Here is a 17,646-nt window from a genome sequence, read left to right on the forward strand (position 1 = left end):
CCGTCGGCAGGAACGCCGGGTGCGGCCTGCCGGCGCGGTTCGGGCGCGTCACCGGCACGTGTCAGCCGCGGGCCGGGTGAGCAGATCGCTGACCGCGGCGATGCCCGCTGCGATGCCTCGCTCGCTGACGTTGCCGAATCCCAGGATGAGTTGTGCGGGTGTCTCGGTGCGCACGGCGCGGCAGGGGCTCATCCCGTAGAGACCGACCGAGCGGGAGCGCGCGGCGGCGATGACCTGGTTCTCGTCGGCCCGGGGTGGTAGGTGGGCGACGGCGTGGAAGCCCGCCGCGAGGCCGGTCACCGGAAGCTCGGGGGCGTGTTCGGCGACTGCGGTGAGCAGGGCGGTGCGGCGGGCCGCGTAGCCGGCGCGCATGCGGCGCAGGTGGCGGTCGAAGCGCCCGGACTCGATCAGTGTGGCCAGGGCGTGCTGATCGAGTACGGGCGCGCCGCGGTCGCTGCGGTGCTTCCACTCGGCCAGGGTGTCGGTCAGGGCGGGTGGGCACGTCATCCACCCGATGCGCAACGCCGGCACGAGGGACTTGCTGACCGTGCCCAGCCCGATGACCCGGTGGGGCTCCAGGCCCTGGAGCGCGCCGACGGGTTCGCGGTCGTAGCGGAACTCGGCGTCGTAGTCGTCCTCGATGACGAAGGCGTCGCGGTCCCTGGCCCACTCGATCAGAGCGAGCCGGCGTTCCGGGGCGAGGGCGACACCGGTGGGCCACTGGTGGGCAGGGGTGACCAGGACGGCCCGGGCGTCGGTGGCGGCCAGCGCCCGGACGTCGATGCCGTGCTCGTCGACGGGCACGGGGACCGACCGCATGCCCGCCATGCCGGCGGCCGCGGTGACGGTCGCGGGTGAGCCGGGATCCTCGAACGCCACCTTCTGCACCCCCGCGTCCGCGAGGGCACGGAGTGCGAGGCCGAGGCCCTGCGCGTAGCCGTTGCAGACGACGATGTGCTCGGGATCGGCCGCGGCGGCGCGCACCCGGCGCAGGTAGCCGGCCAGGACCTCGCGCAGGGTCCCGGCGCCGCGCGGATCACCGTAGTCGAACTCCTCGGTGCGCATGCCACGCGCTGCCTCCCGCACGGCCCACACCCAGTCCTGAACCGGGAAGGACCGCAGGTCCGGCACCCCGAACCGGAAGTCGGCCAGCAGGCGGGAGGCGACGGCCCGGGGACGGGCGGCGACGGACGCCGCCGCCGAACCTGCGGCCACCCGGGTGGCCGATCCGGGGCGGGTCACCACGTAGCCCTCGGCGAGGAGCTGGGCGTAGCACTCCTGTACCAGGCCGCGGGAGACACCGAGCGTGCGGGCGAGTTCGCGGGACGAGGGGAGTCTCTCGCCCACCTCCAGGCGGCCGGTGCGGATGGCGTTCCGCAGGCCGTGCTCCAGCTGCGCGCGCAGCGGGCGGTTGCTGGTCCGGTCGACGGGCAGCAGCAGATCGGGCGAGGAACCGGACCACTCCAGAGGCATGAAACTGGAGCTTAACGAGGGCCGGTGGGGCTCATAGCGTCCCGTTCATGACCGATCCCCTCCCCTCGATCCCCTCTGAACCCGCGCGGCGCCCGCCGCTCGTGAGCCGACCGCTGCTGTTGCGCTTCGTGTCGATCCTGGGTGCCTCGACGAGCTTCTACCTCCTTCTGTCGGTCGTCCCCGGCTACGCCGCGGACGGCGGTGGGGACGGGCAGGCGGGGCTGACCACCGGCACTCTGATGCTGGCCACGGTGGTGGGCGAGATCGCCACCCCGGCCCTGGTCAACCGGTGCGGCTACCGCGTCGTCCTGGCTGCCGGCCTGGGACTGCTGGGCGCGCCGACGATGGCGCTGGTCTTCTCCCGGGACGTGTGGTGCATCCTCGCGGTCTGCTTGCTGCGCGGCCTGGGTTTCGCGTTCACCGTTGTCGCGGGTGGCGCGTTGACGGCGTCACTCATCCCGGCCGAGCGGCGCGGTGAGGGACTGGCGCTGGTCGGCATCGTCGGCGGCGTGCCCTCGCTGGTGGCACTGCCCCTGGGCGTGTGGCTGGCCGACCACGCGGGCCACGGCGTGGTCTTCGCGGTGGGGGCCGTGGCCGCGCTCGCCGCGATCCCGTCGGTGTCCGGCCTGCCCGACCGCCTGCGGGTGTCCGGGCGGCCGGTACGCATGACCGAGGGGCTGCGCAGGCCCGAACTGCTGCGACCCGCCGCAGTGTTCGCCGGCACGGCCGTGGCCGCCGGGGTCGTCGTCACCTTCCTGCCGCTCGCGGTTCCCGGGTCGGCCACGACTCTCATCGCCGTGGCCCTGTTCGTGCAGCCCGCGGCGACCACGACGGCTCGATGGCTCGCCGGGCGGTACTCGGACCGGCACGGCTCCACCGCGCTGCTGCTCCCCGGCCTGCTGTTGTCGGCCTCCGGCACGCTGCTGATGGCGCTGACGGGCAGTCCGGTGGCCGTCGTCGTCGCGGTCGGTCTGTTCGGGGCCGGCTTCGGCATCGCGCAGAACGCCACGTTGACACTGATGTACGCGCGGGTGCCGGCAGCCGGGTACGGCACCGTCAGCGCCCTGTGGAACGGCGCCTACGACGCGGGCATGGGCGCAGGCGCCGTCACCTTCGGCTGGCTCGCGGCAGGCACCGGCTACCCGTGGGCCTTCGCCCTGACCGCCGCGGTCATGCTCTGCGCCCTCAAACCCGTCCTGACCGACCGCCGTACCGAGTCACGGGCCGCGGCGGACGGTGCACCGTTTCCAGCGGTGACCGAGGCCGCGACCGGCGAGGCTGGGACGACCACCGGAGAGCCGCCGCGGACGAGTGCGGAACGTCGACGGCCCGGGCGCCCGCGCCGGCGACGACGTTCCGCCCCGCACTCCGGAAGCCCGTGCCCGCCTGAGTGATCGGGACTCCGGCCCGCTGCTCGGTGAACGGGGCGGCCATGTGCGGGGAGACCACGTGCGGATCGGTCGCCGACTCCCGGGCCGCACCGTCACCGAACACCCGAGCCACTCCGCACCGGGTCCGCCACCCAGCCGGCCACCGCCGTCGACCGGCGGCCGTCTCCCGGATGGCCCCTCCGGCGCGGAGCCCTCCGCCGGGCAGGGTGTCCGACGGGCCGTGAGCCGGCCTGGCGCAGGGCGGCTCACGGGCGCGGAGAGCCGCTCCGAAGAAAGTGTCCCCGGCCCTGTCCGCAAGACGCCAGGAATGCCGCTGTGTGGCTCTCTGGCGCATTTTGCGGGTTGCGACGCAGGGGGGATCGATCGGTGGAGTGATGGGGGGTCACAGGGGCGTATGGGCATCTTCCCGCCCCGGGTGCGGGCGGCGCCTTCGGTACTCTGAGAACCGTCCCGGCGGCCACTGGCCCCGAGTCCTGAGGGCTCAGGGGTCCTCTTCGTGCTGCCGCGCCCCGTTCCCGTCAGATGTCCGGCCGCTTCCGCACCGTGGTGCCGGAGCGCGGTCCGCCATGCCCGAAAGAGAGCGTCCGTGACCACGTGCGGCATTCACACCGACACCGACCCCTCCGGATCCGAGCCGACCGGCCACGCCGAGGCCGCGTCCTATGACGCCAACGCGATCACCGTCCTGGACGGTCTCGACGCCGTACGCAAGCGGCCCGGGATGTACATCGGCTCCACGGGCGAGCGAGGGCTGCACCACCTCGTGCAGGAGCTCGTGGACAACTCCGTGGACGAGGCGCTGGCCGGGGTGGCCGACCGGATCGACGTGACGATCCTGGCCGACGGCGGCGTACGGGTGGCCGACAACGGCCGGGGCATTCCGGTGGGGACGCATCCGGTGGAGCAACGGCCGGCCGTCGAGGTCGTGCTGACCGTGCTGCACGCGGGCGGGAAGTTCGGCGGCGGGGGCTATGCCGTCTCCGGCGGTCTGCACGGTGTGGGCCTGTCGGTGGTCAACGCCCTGTCGGCCCGGCTGTCGGCGGAGATCCGGACAGACGGCTACCGGTGGACCCAGGACTACCGGCACGGCGCCCCCACCGCCCCGCTCGCCCGCCGCGAGGCCACCTCCCGGACGGGCACGTCGCTGACCTTCTGGGCGGACGATGCGATCTTCGAGACCACCACGTACTCCTTCGAGACGCTGGCCGGACGTTTCCGGGAGATGGCGTTCCTCAACCGGGGGCTCACCCTCACCCTGACCGACGAACGTCCGTCCGCGCGTGCCACGGCGGTCGACGCAGTCGGCTCGGCCACTGCCGAGGAGCAGGCGGCGAAGACGGTCTCCTACCGCTATGACGGTGGCATCACCGACTTCGTCACCCACCTCAACGCCCGCAAGGGCGAGCCGGTCCACCCCTCGGTGATCTCCATCAGTGCCGAGGACACCGGGCGGCTCTCGGTCGAGGTCGCGATGCAGTGGAACGGCCAGTACACCGACAGCGTCCACTCCTACGCCAACGCCATCCACACCCATGAGGGCGGCACCCACGAGGAGGGCTTCCGCGCGGCGCTGACCACCGTCGTCAACCGCTACGCGCGGGAGAGGAAGCTGCTCCGGGACAAGGACGGCAACCTCGCCGGCGAGGACATCCGCGAGGGCCTGACCGCGATCATCTCGGTGAAGCTGGGCGAGCCGCAGTTCGAGGGCCAGACCAAGACCAAGCTGGGCAACACCGAGGCGCGGACCTTCGTGCAGAGGGTCGTGCACGAGCACCTGACCGACTGGTTCGACCGCAACCCGAACGAGGCGGCCGACATCGTACGCAAGGCCGTTCAGGCGGCCTCGGCCCGGGTCGCGGCCCGCAAGGCGCGCGACCTGACCCGCCGGAAGGGACTGCTGGAGTCCGCGGCGCTGCCGGGCAAGCTGGCCGACTGCCAGTCCGGCGACCCCGCGCAGTCCGAGATCTTCATCGTCGAAGGCGACTCCGCCGGCGGTTCGGCGAAGTCCGGCCGCGACCCGCGGTACCAGGCGATCCTCCCGATCCGCGGCAAGATCCTCAACGTCGAGAAGGCCAGGATCGACAAGATCCTCCACAATCGGGAGATCCAGGCGATGGTCTCCGCGTTCGGCGCGGGTGTGCACGAGGACTTCGACATCGCCAAGCTCCGCTATCACAGGATCATCCTGATGGCGGACGCGGACGTCGACGGCCAGCACATCAACACCCTGCTGCTGACCTTCCTCTTCCGCTTCATGCGGCCGCTGATCGAAGAGGGCCACGTCCACCTCTCCCGCCCCCCGCTCTACAAGATCAAGTGGAGCCGGGACCACGTCGAGTACGCCTACTCCGACCGCGAACGCGACATCCTCCTCGAACGGGGCCGGCAGGCCGGCCGCCGCACCAGGGACGACTCCATCCAGCGCTTCAAGGGCCTGGGCGAGATGAACGCCGAGGAGCTGCGCGTGACCACCATGGACCCCGACCACCGGGTCCTGGGCCAGGTCACCCTCGACGACGCGGCCATCGCCGACGACCTGTTCTCCGTCCTGATGGGCGAGGACGTCGAAGCGCGGCGCCACTTCATCCAGCGCAACGCCAAGGACGTCCGCTTCCTCGACATCTGACCCGACCTCCCCAGGCCGACCCGGTCCGAAGCCCCGACCATGCCGTTCGTTTCCGAGGAGAGCATCGCGTGAGCGCGTTCCCCGCCCCGCCCACGGTCGACCGCCCACAGGACGGATCCAGCGACAGCCGTGGCCTGACGTATTGCCTGTGGCATCACCGACAACGCCGTCGATGATGCCCTAGCCTGCGATCACATCGCGGTAATCCTGCATGACGACGACTCGGTGGAGGTCACTGACAACGGCCGCGGCATCCCCGTGGACACCGAATTCCGTAACCCTGTCCGGCGTCGGGATCGCCTACACCAAGCTCCACACCGGCGGAGAATCCGGCGGCGGCTCCTGAGCCGCCGCCGATGGCCTGCACGGCGTCCGCACCTACGTGCTTTGGGCTGCGCCCACCCGGACGGCTTCGCGGGGCCCAGGATGAGGTAACTGTGACCTTGAGTCGCGGGCATCATGGCCACTGCGTGCCCATGATGCCCGGCACCACTGGACCGCGCATGTGACCGGCCTTCGAGAGACGCTCAACTCGCTGGCACAGCCCGGGCCGAGGGCTACAAAGCCCGTGATCAAGGAAGTACGTCTCCAGGGTCGTCAGGGCTGTGACCGTGAACGCGGTACACGAGCTCGTCCGGGTGACGCATGACTCTGGCCAGCTGCCATGCCGCCGAATACGGCCTGCGGCCACGTTCTCGGAACCACAGGCGCAGGGCGAGCAGACTGGTGAGCGGGTCGAGTAGCCAGCGCAGTGGGACCGTCGAGGCATACCGGCAGTTCGAACAGGGCCAGATGCCCGCCGGCCCGGGAGCCGACGCGCTGCTGGCCTCCTTCCGCGCCGTCGAGAAGGAACTGGCCGACCACGAGCCGGGCCCGGCGAAGGTGGTCACCGACCGGCAGATCGAGCTGCTGCTGAAGAAGAAGGCGTCGGTCCTGCACCTGTCCGCGGCGAACTACTGCTGGTTCGAGGACCCGGCCAAGGCACTGTGTCTCAAGCTCGCCGGCACCAGGTCCGCCGCAGCTCCGCTGACCGGGCTGTGTGACAGCGACTTACCAGCAAACTCACCCGCACGCATGTGGAGTTCAGTCAACTCGCCGAGCGTCACCGGCTTCTTCTGAACGTCCTGGCCGCCAAGGACGACGAGCTACAGCGACTCCGCCGCGAGCTGGAGGCGCTCAGCCCGAACGTCCCCGGCGCCCGTCTCGGAACCGCGGCAGGAGTGGAGACCGAGAGCGCGAACTTGAGTCTCCTGCAGGGGGAGACAGGAAGGTGAGCTCATGGACGACGGCACCCTCTACTCGATCGGCGAACTGGCCCAGCGCACCGGGCTAACGGTCAAGACCATCCGGTTCTACTCCGATCGGGGCATCGTCGAGCCTGCCGACCGCACCCACGCCGGCTACCGGCTCTACGCCCAGGACGCCGTCGCTCGCCTTGCCCTCGTGCGAACACTGCGAGAACTGGGACTCGGCCTCGCCATGATCCGGCAGGTCGTGGACCAGGAACTCACACTCAGCGAAGTCGCCGCCAAACACGCTGCCGCACTTGACGCGCAGATCAGCATCCTGCGACTGCGACGGGTGGTTCTGACAGCCGCTGCCAAACGCGAACCCACCCCCGAGGAGATGGAACTCATTCACCAGCTGGCCACGCTCTCCGAAGCCGAACGCCGACGCCTGATCGACGACTTCCTCAACAGCGTCTTCGAAGGCCTCCACCGCAGTTCTTACTACGCCGCAGCTCGGCGTTCCATGACGCCCGAGCTTCCTGACAGCCCCACGGACGAACAGATCAGAGCATGGGTGGAGCTGGCTGAACTGTCTCTGGACCCGGATTTCCGCACCAGTGTGCGGCGCCTGACCGAAGACCACGCGGCCGCCCTGCCCGACGTCGCCCCCACGCCACCTCGCCCAGACATGATCGCCGTTGTTCGAGATCTCGTTGGGCCAGCCATGGCGCGCGGCATCAGCCCCGACTCGCCCAAGGCCGATCCTGTCGTCGCGGCGCTCACCGCCCACTGCGCGCTCGCCCACGGCCGCTCCGATGACGCCGAGCTGCACCGGTGGCTGCTACAGCGCCTGAAAGCCGCGAGCGATCCGCGCAGGGACCAGTACCTCCGGCTGCTCGCGCTGATCAACGACTGGGCGACACCGGAACGCCTCACCCCGGTGATCGACTGGGCCGTCGCAGCTCTGCGGATACGGGCAGCCTAATTCGGATACCGACCCTCGCACTGCTGATCACGGTGCCCCCACGTCACTCCCGGGGACGCACTCCAGGCCGAGACCGTTGACGTCGGACAACCGAGACAGTCGGGACTGCCGACGAGGAGGGCGCGACATCTGGGACCGGCCCGTGACCGAGACATTGGGGAAGTTGGACACGACCTTTGCCGCGTTAACGAACTGATCGCCGTATTGGTGGAGCTCCGGCATGATCGATGGTGGCGGCCCGACTGGAGTTTTCTGCCTCGGCGGCTTCACTGGGTCCGTACCGCGGTCCGCCGGACGGGACACCTCGCTGCTCTGGTCGTTCATCGCTGCCCCCGCTCGCCGTAAAGGTTGTACGCCTGGGTGCTCTGCTCGCCGTAATTGGTGGAAGTTCACCGCGCCGGGACCCGCCGGTGCCGTGGGAGTCGGCGCCACGGGCGCCCCGGCTCCCGAGTCCCCCTCGCCCTCGCCCCCGGCTGCGGCGGACGGCTCGAAGATGTCCGGGTCCGCGAGCCCCCAGTCGAAACCGGGAAGGTGCAGATAGGCCGGCTGCGCGAACTTCTCACCCTCACCAGATGCCGGTGGAAGTGCGCCGGCAGTACGTCGTCGTGCTGGCCGAACACACGCCGTTCCCAGTGCGCGTTTCCCCGTGGTGTGGTCGGCCGCCGGGTGGGCGATGTGATGGCCGGCGGCGTGCCTGGCGGGCCGGCGCCCCATGGCCCCGCCCCGCCGGAGGCCGAAGCCTTGGATGCCGCGACGAATTGCCGGTCGCCTGTGCGATATCAGCGGAATGGAATGATTGACCGAAAAAGCCCACCGGGTGATCATCTCGTTATGGCGCACAAGATCCGTGATGGGGCGAATTTCGGCTTTCCTGCTTGATCGGCGGACTTCGGGCCAAGGTCCCGTAAGGCGATCTTGACTGCCCGTCGAGGGCGAAGTTACGTTGAAGATACAGCCAAGTGTTTAAACTAAATGCAAAGTGGACCGGGGGCAATTTAGTGATCTTGGTCGAGAGGTATATCGAGCTTCATATCATGAAGCGCATGCTGGATGAGTGCACGACGAACGGTCGAACGGTTGGCCTCATAACAGGCCCGGGCGGTGCGGGGAAAACCACACTCTTGTCCAGCTTCTCCGAGTACGCAAAGAACACGGGCGCCTTGGTGCTGAGCGCTTCGGGAGCCCGTTCCGAGCAAGTCCACTCCTTAGGTGTGCTCAGGCAGATATTCCGCTCCATCGAGCTGGAAGCCGAGGTGGCGGAGCGGCTCGAAAATCTCCTGACTGCACGAGGAGGGGATTGCCGGGATTTATCGCTGAGCGCTTGCGCGGTGGATGAACTGGCAGGGATTCTCCGCGAAGCCGCCGGCGGCCGACCCCTGGTGCTGGCCGTCGATGACACGCAGTATGCGGATCCAGCCAGTCTGCAAACCCTCCTTCTGATCCTGCGCCGACTTGCCTCGAGTCCTGTCGTCGCTGTGTTCGCCGAGTGGCGGATATTCAGCTCCAAGCCTCCACTGGTGCTGGCCGAGTGCATCAAACAGCCGTACTTCCATCTCCTGGACCTGAAGCCACTGACGCTGGGCGGCGTGGCCGACTGGCTGCGGCAGCGACGTCTGGGCAAGGCGAACGCGGAGCGGCTGGCTCCTGCCTTCCGGGCGGCGACCGGGGGCAGTCCACTGCTCCTGCAAGCGCTGTTCCAGGATCAGCGCCACGGGTTCGACGAGCCCGACTCCGGCGACGTCGAGTCGGTTACCGCCAGGGAAGACGTGCGCATCGGGGCTCACTTCACGGTGGCCGTCGAGGCGTGCCTGCACCGCTGGGACCCACGCCTGCTCGACGTGGCCCGTGGCTTGGCCGTCCTCGGTGGGCCGGCATCGGCCGCCGTGCTGGTACGGCTGCTCAACACCGAACAGCGGACCGTGGTGGAGGCGTTGAACGCCCTCGCCGGTACGGGGCTGCTCCGCTCCGGATGGTTTCGCCACCCTGCCGCCCGGGCCGCTGCGTTGAGCGGGCTCGACGATGCGGCGCTCGCCGCACTGTACGAGCGCACCGCGCTGCTGCTGCACTCCGACGGGGCGGTGCCGTCGGAGGTTGCCGAACGCCTGGTCGCCGCGGGGGGTGTCGCGGAGAAGTGGTCCGTGGACGTCCTCCGTAACGCGGCCTGGCAGGCGATGCGCGAAGGGAACCCGGGTCGCGCGGCAGATTTTCTGGAGGTCGCCCATGAAGCCTGCGGTGACGCCCGGGAGCGGGCAGAGGTCATGGGGTCGCTGGCACGGGTCCGGTGGCTGATGACGCCGGCCGCGGTGACCTCACTGCTGGTGCCGCTGTACACGGCACTCGAAGACGGCAGTCTGGCCGACCGCGGCATCGTGGCGCTCAGCACCTTCCTCGCCTGGCAAGGCCGGGCCGACGAGGCGGCCACGGTGCTCGAGCGGGTCGCCGCGCCGGCGGGTGAGTTCGATCCGACCGGTGCTGCCGAGTCGGCGCTCGCGCGTCAGTGGATCCGATGGGTGGTGCCCCTCAAGGGAACGGACCGGGCCGATGGGACCGGCACGGCGAGTTGTGCCGTGCGGACGGTCGAGTGCGATTCGTGGAGCGACCTCGTCAAGAGCGCCGAACAGGTCCTGCAGTGCTGCAGGATCGCCGACGCTCTGCCGGTCACCGTGCTGTCCGCCCTGCTCGTCCTGACCTTCGACAACAGGTTGGACGACGCCCAACGCTGGTGCGAGGCGCTCGGGCCGGAGGCCGAGGCGCACCGGGCCGTGGCCTGGCTGGCCATGCTCGCGGCTGTCCAGGGGCTGGTGGCGGTGCGCAGAGGCGACCTGGTCGACGCCGAACGGCACTCCCGCCGAGCCCTGACCGTGATGCCCCAACACAACTGGGGCGCGGCCCTGGGGTTACCGCTGTCCTGTCTCGTCCACGCCACCACGGCCATGGGCCGCATGGACGAAGCGGAGGCGGTCATCAAGGAGGCGCTTCCCGAAGCGCACCCGAATCCCTTCTGGTTGCACTTCCTGCATGCACGTGGGCGCTTCCACGTCGAGAACAACCGGCTGTATGCGGCATTGGCGGATCTCCGGGCGTGCGGTCGACTGCTCGCCGGCTGCGATCTCGACCATCCGGGTTTCGTCCCATGGCGGAGTGACCTGGCGGAGGCGTGGTTGCGTCTCGACGACCCACTCGGCGCCAAGGCCGCGCTCGAGGATCAGTTGGCGTTGGCGGACGTCGAAGACAAGCGCGTGCGTGGTCGCTCCCTGCGGATCATGGCCGCGACGGCGCGGCCCCCGGCCCGAGCCTCCCTGTTGAGAGACGCGGTGCAGGTGTTACTCGAATCCGGGGACCGACTCGAGCTGGCCCTTGCGCTCGCCGACGCGAGCGACGCCGAGCTTGCCTGCGGCCGGTTCGCCGAATCCAGACTCAGCGCGCAGCAAGCGAAGCGGATGGCCAAGATCTGTGGGGCCGAGCGACTCTACCGGAGGCTGCAGGATTCCGGCGGCGCAGCGGCGCAGGACGATACCGCGGCGTCGCAGAAGGGCATCCAGAGGTTCGCCTCGCTCAGTGAAGCCGAGCGCAAGGTCGCGGCTCTGGCGGCACAGGGGCGGAGCAACCGCGAGATAGGACGAACGCTGTTCATCACGGTGAGCACGGTGGAGCAGCATCTCACCAAGGTGTACCGGAAACTCGGAGTGAGCCGGCGCTCCGGTCTGCCGGTGGAGCTGTGCCTGGTGGGCCCGGCGGACTGAGCGCTCCGCGTCCGGCCCGGCGGCGGCAGGAAGGCTCCGGGCCGCTGGTCCGCCGCCGGGTGGACCCGGCGATCGGGCCGTGGACGCGCCCACCGGAGGACGGGGCCGTGCACTGCGGAGCGGCGGCCGCACCTCGCGTCCGATGCCCCGGTCGGACACCGCGCCCCCGCCGCCCGGCCGGCTGCACCACGCCGGCCGGGCGGCGGGGGCGCACGGCATCGCGGAGCCGGCGCGGCGAAGACAGGGGCCCCTGTTCGGTCCGTTCCGGGGAACCGGCCGCCCCCAGCGCCGAGGAAGTGCGGCTGCCGCAGCCCCATGCCCCGTGGTGAGCGCCCCGAAGGGTACAAGGATTCCCAAGGGTCGGTAAAGGAATGGCATGAACGGCTGGTGACAGGCTTTTGGTCGCAGGGCATTCGGATGCCGCGCCCCTCATTTCCCGCTACGAAGTCGTCAATCGGTCGCCGAACGGCGCAGGACACCCGAAAAGAGACACCCACGGCACGGGCGGGAAACATCGAGCCTGCTGCCGGAGCCGGTCAGGGACAGCGCGCTGGGGTAGGGCGTCCGCCACGATAGGGGGTTGATTAGGGGTAGGGGCGAGCGTGATCGCCGGTACGTTGAAGGCTCGATGGCAGGGAGTTTCCACAGAGGTCAACCGAGACGAAGGGGAAAGCCTTGACTGAAACGTTTTCCGGTCGGCGTATCGAGATTGCCTGGCCCGACCTGGGTATCACCCTGACCGCGGAACTCGACGGCCGCAACGCGGAACTCGCCGACGCGCTGTGGGAAGCGCTGCCCTACCAGAGCCTCCAGGGGCACGCGCTGGTGGCGGGGCAGCATCTCTATCACGCGGCGCCGATCCCGTCGCTGCTGCACGTGCCCGCGTCCACGCGGATAGCGGACCGGCGTGAGGCGCCCGATGGGACGGTATTCTGCTCCGCACTCCAGCATGTGGGTATCAAGTACGGCACGTTGACCGAACCGATGCCGGCCACTCCGGTGGGCCGGATCCGGCAGGAGGACATGCCCGCACTGCTGGAGGCCGGGCAGGCTATCTGGGATTCGGTCTATTCGACGAAGAAGCCGATTCTGGTGGAAGTCCGCAAGGCGGGCGCCGAAGGCGGTCACCGTATTCCGCGGTTGACCGCCGCGGATCCCGACGCGAGCCGTCTCATCCACGACGTGTACACCGCGACCGAGCGGGCCTGGCTCTCCGAACCGAAGGAGCTCGCCGACCTCCACACGGGCATGATCCCTTCCGGGGCCGGTAGTTTCGAGACGGTGCTGCCCACGCTGTTGTTCGTCAACGGCGAGACCCGCCCGCTGGGGTATGCCACCTACGGCGGTCTGGTCCGGGCCGCCGTCCAGGGCATGCCGATGGATTCCCTGCGTCACATGACGCGCCTGCTGGTCGGGATTCCGGCCGAGTTTCTGGGCTACTGCGGCCTGGAGCAGCTCTGGAGTTTCACCCAGCGCTTCCTGGCCTGCCTCGACCAGCTCGACCGCGACGACTTCCTGAGTGTGACGGGCCAGCTGGCCCTCTACGTCAACTGTCTGGGCGGTTGGAATCTGCACCTGTACCCGTGGGACACCGGAGACCACCTGCGCCAACTGCCCGCCGGTGAACCGGTCGGCCGGCCGTGAGCGGACTCCCCGAACGCGCGGACGCCGTCGTCGTCGGCGGGGGCGTCATCGGGACCTCGATCGCCTGCCGGCTCGCCGAGTCAGGCGTCGGTACCGTCCTGCTGGACCGCGGCGCACTCGGCTCGGGGTCGTCCGGGACCACTGCGGGCGTGGTGCGCACCTACTTTCCCGGCAACGCCCTCATCAGCAGCCTCGCCGTGCGGAGCCTGACCGCCTACCACACCTTCGCCGAACGGACCGGCACCGACCTCGACTTGCAGCGCATCGGCCTGCTCGTGCTGTTCACCGACGAACACCAGGTCCAGGAGTTCCGGCACACCCAAGCCGCCCAGCAGGCAGCCGGCGTGGACGTCGAACTCGTGACCGCTGCCGAAGCGGCGCGGCTCAACCCGCTGGTCGACGAGCGAACCATCCTGGCGGCAGCCTGGTCACCCGAGGCCTACACCTGCACCCCCGCCGCCATCGTGCGCGGCTATGCCACAGCCGCCCGGCAGGCCGGTGCGATCCTGCGCACGGAAACCCCCGTCACCGGTATCGACGCGGAGGGAAGGGTCCACACGCCCGCGGGCAGCATCCGCGCCGACACCATCGTCTGCGCGGCAGGCCCCTGGGCGGAGACGGTCGCCGCCATGGCCGGCGTGCGCGTCCCCGTGACCCCGTACCCCGTCGACATGCTCCTGGCCGGCGCCCCCGGCAGCGCCCCGCGCAAGGCCTTGCCGATGACCATGCACCCGTCCAGCCTGCGGATCCGCAGCTGGGGGGACCGCATCCTCGTCGGGATGGGCCGCCCCGCTCCGGACGAGACCCGGCAGGACTGGCTGCAACGGGTGTCGCACCACCTCGGCACGACCTTCCCGGCCCTCTCCGGCAGCGGCCTCGAGAAGGGGTGGAGCGGCGACCTCGATGTCAGCCCGGACGGGATGGCCTTCATCGGCCGCGATCCCTCCCGCCCGTTCTTCTACGCGGCCGGCTTCTCCGGTCAGGGACTCTGCCAGGCCCCTGCCGCCGGTGAGATCATCCGGGACCTCGTGCTCGGCAAGGAGTCCTGGATCGACACGGCCGGCCTCTCCACCGCCCGCTGCCTCAGCGGTTCGGCCGAGGCCGGGTAGCGAACCGGGGATCGTCGTGCCCGCACCGACCGCCGGGGCGAACGCTGCCTGCGGAGCGGCGATCGCGCCGGCGGTCGGCGGGGTACGGCCCGGGCCCCGGCCGCGTGCCAGGCGCCGCTTGGACTCCATGTGCCGCGATTCGAGATCACCGGCGGGGGCTCGAGCCGCCCGACCGCGCGGGCCCGCTCCGCGACCGGACGCTCGGGACCGCCGTACGGCAGACACCCCGGTCGCCTGGCCCACCACCGGACCAACGGGTCGTCGCCGGAAGTTCGTTCACCTACGTCGAGAGGAAAGCCATGGTCGAGCACACGGGCGGAGAGTTCGTTCGGGAGATGATGCGGTGGCACTTCAGTCCGGAGACCGGGTCGCCGTTCTGGCTGAAACGGGCCGAGGAGCTCGACTTCGATCCGCTGACCGATGTCCGGGACTTCGATGATCTCGGCCTGTTCCCCCCTGTGGTGGACGAACTGCGCGATGTCGGCGTCCGCGAGCTGATTCCCCGGGGCTACGGTGACGAGCACGGGGCGGCCGTCTACGAAAGCGGCGGCACCACCGGGCAGCCCAAGCGGGTGGCGTACAGCGCCGAATGGCAACGGCGCAGCGTCGCATGGTTCAGTGAGCGACTGGACGCCCACGGCGTACCGCGAGACGTCGACTGGCTCAGTGCGGTCCCCACCGGACCGCACAATGTGGGAGCGATGGCGGTCGACACCGCGGCGGCTCGGGGCGGGCTGAACTTCAGCATCGACCTGGACCCGCGATGGGTGAAGAAGATGATCGCGCAGGGCCGGACGGACATGGCCGAGGCCTACACCGATCACATCATCGAACAGGTCGGCTACATTCTGGCCGGCCAGGACGTGGGCGTCCTCTTCGGCACCCCGCCGATGCTGGAGCGCCTGGCGCAGCACGACGATCTGGTCGAGCTGGTGAACCGGAAGGTCCGCGCGATCATCTGGGGCGGTACCCATCTGGACGCCGACACCCGGGATCTGCTGCGCGACGAGGTGTTCGTGAACGCCAAGATGGTCGGCGGGTACGGCGGCACGATGATGCTGGGGACGTCGGTGGAGCGACCCGGCCTCGGCGACGACGAGCCGTGCGTGTTCGACTCCTTCGCGCCGTACACCACGTTCCGGGTGATCGACCCCGGCACCGGCCAGGTCGTTCCGTACGGCGAGCGCGGGCAGATCGTCGTGCATCACCTGAGCCGAAGCGCCCTGCTGGTCAACAACCTCGAGCGGGACTACGCGACCCGGATCGCACCGCTGGACGGCGGCTTCGGTGACGCGGTCGCGGACGTCGCACCCGTGGCGTCCTTCGGGGACACGAAGGTGATCGAGGGCGTGTACTGATGCTGTCCCTGGACGTCCTCGGCCCCGGCGGCCCCTATCGGTCCCGGCGCCGGGAGACCATCGGAGACCTCGCCGGCAATCCGGTCGCGGCACTGAGTCTCGCACCCTCGCTCTACGTCGTCCGCGCGATGAAGGCCCTGCGCCGGGCGCCGGTGCTGCCCGCCGACACCCGGATCGAGGCGTTGGCGCGGGCGGGCCGGGCTTTCGCCACGCAGACGGTCGCCGGACTGACGCCGGAGGAATACCAGCACACCGTCAGCATGGGCACCGGGTTACCGATCACGGTGGTGCGCCAAGCCACCGACGACATCGCGCGGGCCGCCGAGCGGATCCAGCACAGCGTGGAGAACGCGCGGCCGGCCGCCGCGGTCGGCTCATGGCGCGATCCGCGGGTCCGGGACGGTGCGGCGGTGTGGACCCGGCGCGGTGCGGTGTTCGCCGTCCACGCGGCGGGCAATCACCCTGCGGTGCACCAGGGGTGGCTGGACGCCCTCGCGCTCGGCTACCGCGTCGCCGTGCGTCCCTCCCGCCGTGAGGCGTTCACCCCGCACCGGCTGGTCACCGCCCTGCGCGAGGCCGGTTTCGGCGACGACGGGATCGTGCTGCTGCCCACCGACCACGACGTGGCCGGTGACATCCTCCGGCACGCCGACTTCGGCATGGTGTACGGCGGTGCGGACGTCGTGGGCAAGTACGCGGACGATCCGCGCATCCTGCCCCAGGGGCCCGGGCGCTCCAAGGTACTCATCACCGCCGAGACCGAGTGGGAGCCGATCGTCGACACCGTCGTGGAGTCGATCAGCAGTGGTGCGGGCGTCGGATGCGTCAACGCCACCGGCGTACTGGTCGAGGGCGACCCCGCCCCCGTGGCCGCGGCGATCGCCGAACGCCTCGCCGCGCTGCCCAGCCTGCCCGCGACGGACGACCGCGCGGTCCTGCCGGTGATGCCGGTCGGTCCCGCCCGTCGGTGGGACGGGTACCTGCGCCAGCGGACGGCGGGCACCAGGGCGTGGCTCGGCGGCGACGGCATCGTCGACGAGCTCGGCGACGGTTCCGCGGTGCTCCGGCCGGCGGTGCACCAGCTCGACAGCCCGTTCGCCGAACAGCTCGGGATGGAGCTGGGCTTCCCCTGCGCGTGGGTCGCACCGTGGGACCGCGACGCCGGGATCCGGCCGCTGCGCGACACCCTCGTCCTCACCGCCGTCACCACCGACGCGGAGCTGATCGAGGAACTGGTGGCCGAGCCGACCATCGCCAACGTCTACGTCGGTGACCATCCGACACCGTGGATGGCGCACGGGCTGCCGCACGACGGCTACCTCGCCGAATTCCTCATGCGCACCAAGACGATCCGCTGCTGACAGCCGATGGGGCCGTGCCGGGCACCGCCCCATCGGCTGCGGAGGTCAGCGGTGGTCCGCCAGGTGCGACGTGTCGTTCAGCGATCGCACCGACGCGTTCCCGTCCCCGTCATAGGACACGGCCGAGAGCGAGGCCGCCGACAGCTCCATCCGGAACAGCGACGCGGGCGGCGCGCCCAGTGCCAGCCGGACCAGCGTCCGCAACACCCCGACATGCGAAACGACCAGCACCGTCTGCCCGGCGTAGCGCGCCAGGAGCTGGTCCCGCGAGCGCGCGGCCCGGCGCGCGACCGAGGTGAACGTCTCCCCGGTCCCGCCCGGAACCGCCGCCGGAGAGGCGAGCCACGCCGCCATCTCGTCCGGGTGGCGCTCGCGCACCTCGGCGAACGTCAGTCCCTCCCAGGCACCGAAGTCCGCCTCCCGGAGCCCTTCGTCGACGTGGACGTCCAGGCCCAGCCGACGTGCCGCAGTCTCGGCCGTCTGCTGGGCCCGGCGCATCGGTGAGGACACCACCGCCTGCACCGTGCCGCGTGCCGCGAGTATCCTCGCGGCGGCCTCGGCCTGCCGCCGCCCGGCTTCCGACAACGCCGGATCGGAGCCGCCGCTGCCGGACAACCGCTTCTGCGGTGTCAGCGCCGTCTCACCGTGGCGTAGCAGCACCAGGGTCGTGGACGTTCCGCGGTCGGCCGGCGTGAGATTCACGCCGGCCGCTCCACGACTGGTTCGT

Annotated in this window: 10 protein-coding genes and 2 pseudogenes; 10 read left to right on the top strand and 2 right to left on the bottom strand. The window is 70.4% G+C overall.

All coding sequences use genetic code 11. The features are described from left to right. Positions 1-48: 48 nt before the first annotated feature. Positions 49-1,473, bottom strand: coding sequence for a PLP-dependent aminotransferase family protein (locus tag ACH4B3_RS15580; protein ID WP_398463360.1), 1,425 nt, complete (start codon positions 1,471-1,473; stop codon positions 49-51). 47 nt (positions 1,474-1,520) lie between these two features. On the opposite strand from ACH4B3_RS15580, the gene ACH4B3_RS15585 reads away from it, so the two are divergent. From ACH4B3_RS15585 to ACH4B3_RS15630, 10 genes and pseudogenes are all read left to right on the top strand, one after another. Beyond that, on the top strand, positions 1,521-2,867 hold the full coding sequence (locus ACH4B3_RS15585; protein WP_398463361.1) for an MFS transporter: 1,347 nt from the start codon (positions 1,521-1,523) through the stop codon (positions 2,865-2,867). A gap of 598 nt (positions 2,868-3,465) precedes the next feature. Further along, complete coding sequence (gene gyrB / locus ACH4B3_RS15590; RefSeq protein ID WP_398463542.1) at positions 3,466-5,490, top strand: DNA topoisomerase (ATP-hydrolyzing) subunit B; 2,025 nt, start codon at positions 3,466-3,468, stop codon at positions 5,488-5,490. Positions 5,491-5,558: 68 nt separating this feature from the next. After that, positions 5,559-5,896, top strand: a pseudogene (locus tag ACH4B3_RS15595) (ATP-binding protein); the annotation flags it as partial. Between the two features lie 320 nt (positions 5,897-6,216). Beyond that, positions 6,217-6,609: a hypothetical protein gene (locus ACH4B3_RS15600; protein ID WP_398463362.1), complete on the top strand. Its 393-nt coding sequence runs from the start codon at positions 6,217-6,219 to the stop codon at positions 6,607-6,609. Positions 6,610-6,768: 159 nt separating this feature from the next. After that, the gene (locus tag ACH4B3_RS15605) at positions 6,769-7,704 is read left to right on the top strand and encodes a MerR family transcriptional regulator (protein ID WP_398463363.1); all 936 of its coding nucleotides are present in this window, start codon (positions 6,769-6,771) and stop codon (positions 7,702-7,704) included. Between the two features lie 998 nt (positions 7,705-8,702). Further along, positions 8,703-11,447 (top strand): AAA family ATPase, encoded by a 2,745-nt coding sequence (locus ACH4B3_RS15610; protein WP_398463364.1) that lies wholly within the window; start codon positions 8,703-8,705, stop codon positions 11,445-11,447. 675 nt (positions 11,448-12,122) lie between these two features. Beyond that, complete coding sequence (locus ACH4B3_RS15615) at positions 12,123-13,091, top strand: hypothetical protein (protein WP_398463365.1); 969 nt, start codon at positions 12,123-12,125, stop codon at positions 13,089-13,091. Beyond that, positions 13,088-14,200: an NAD(P)/FAD-dependent oxidoreductase gene (locus tag ACH4B3_RS15620; RefSeq protein WP_398463366.1), complete on the top strand. Its 1,113-nt coding sequence runs from the start codon at positions 13,088-13,090 to the stop codon at positions 14,198-14,200. Before ACH4B3_RS15615 ends, ACH4B3_RS15620 begins: the two co-directional genes overlap by 4 nt. Positions 14,201-14,499: 299 nt before the next feature. Next, entirely contained in the window at positions 14,500-15,558 is a 1,059-nt protein-coding gene (locus tag ACH4B3_RS15625) for an AMP-binding protein (protein ID WP_398463367.1), read from the top strand. Continuing rightward, a complete protein-coding gene (locus tag ACH4B3_RS15630) occupies positions 15,558-16,919 on the top strand; it encodes an aldehyde dehydrogenase family protein (protein WP_398463368.1) in 1,362 nt (453 codons plus the stop codon). The genes ACH4B3_RS15625 and ACH4B3_RS15630 overlap by 1 nt, the downstream gene beginning before the upstream one ends. Positions 16,920-16,964: 45 nt before the next feature. On the opposite strand, the pseudogene ACH4B3_RS15635 reads toward ACH4B3_RS15630, so the two are convergent. Further along, positions 16,965-17,606: pseudogene (locus ACH4B3_RS15635) on the bottom strand (histidine phosphatase family protein); the annotation flags it as partial. Positions 17,607-17,646: the final 40 nt, after the last annotated feature.

The sequence above is a fragment of the Streptomyces sp. NPDC018031 genome, from assembly GCF_044327625.1.
Taxonomy (GTDB): domain Bacteria; phylum Actinomycetota; class Actinomycetes; order Streptomycetales; family Streptomycetaceae; genus Streptomyces.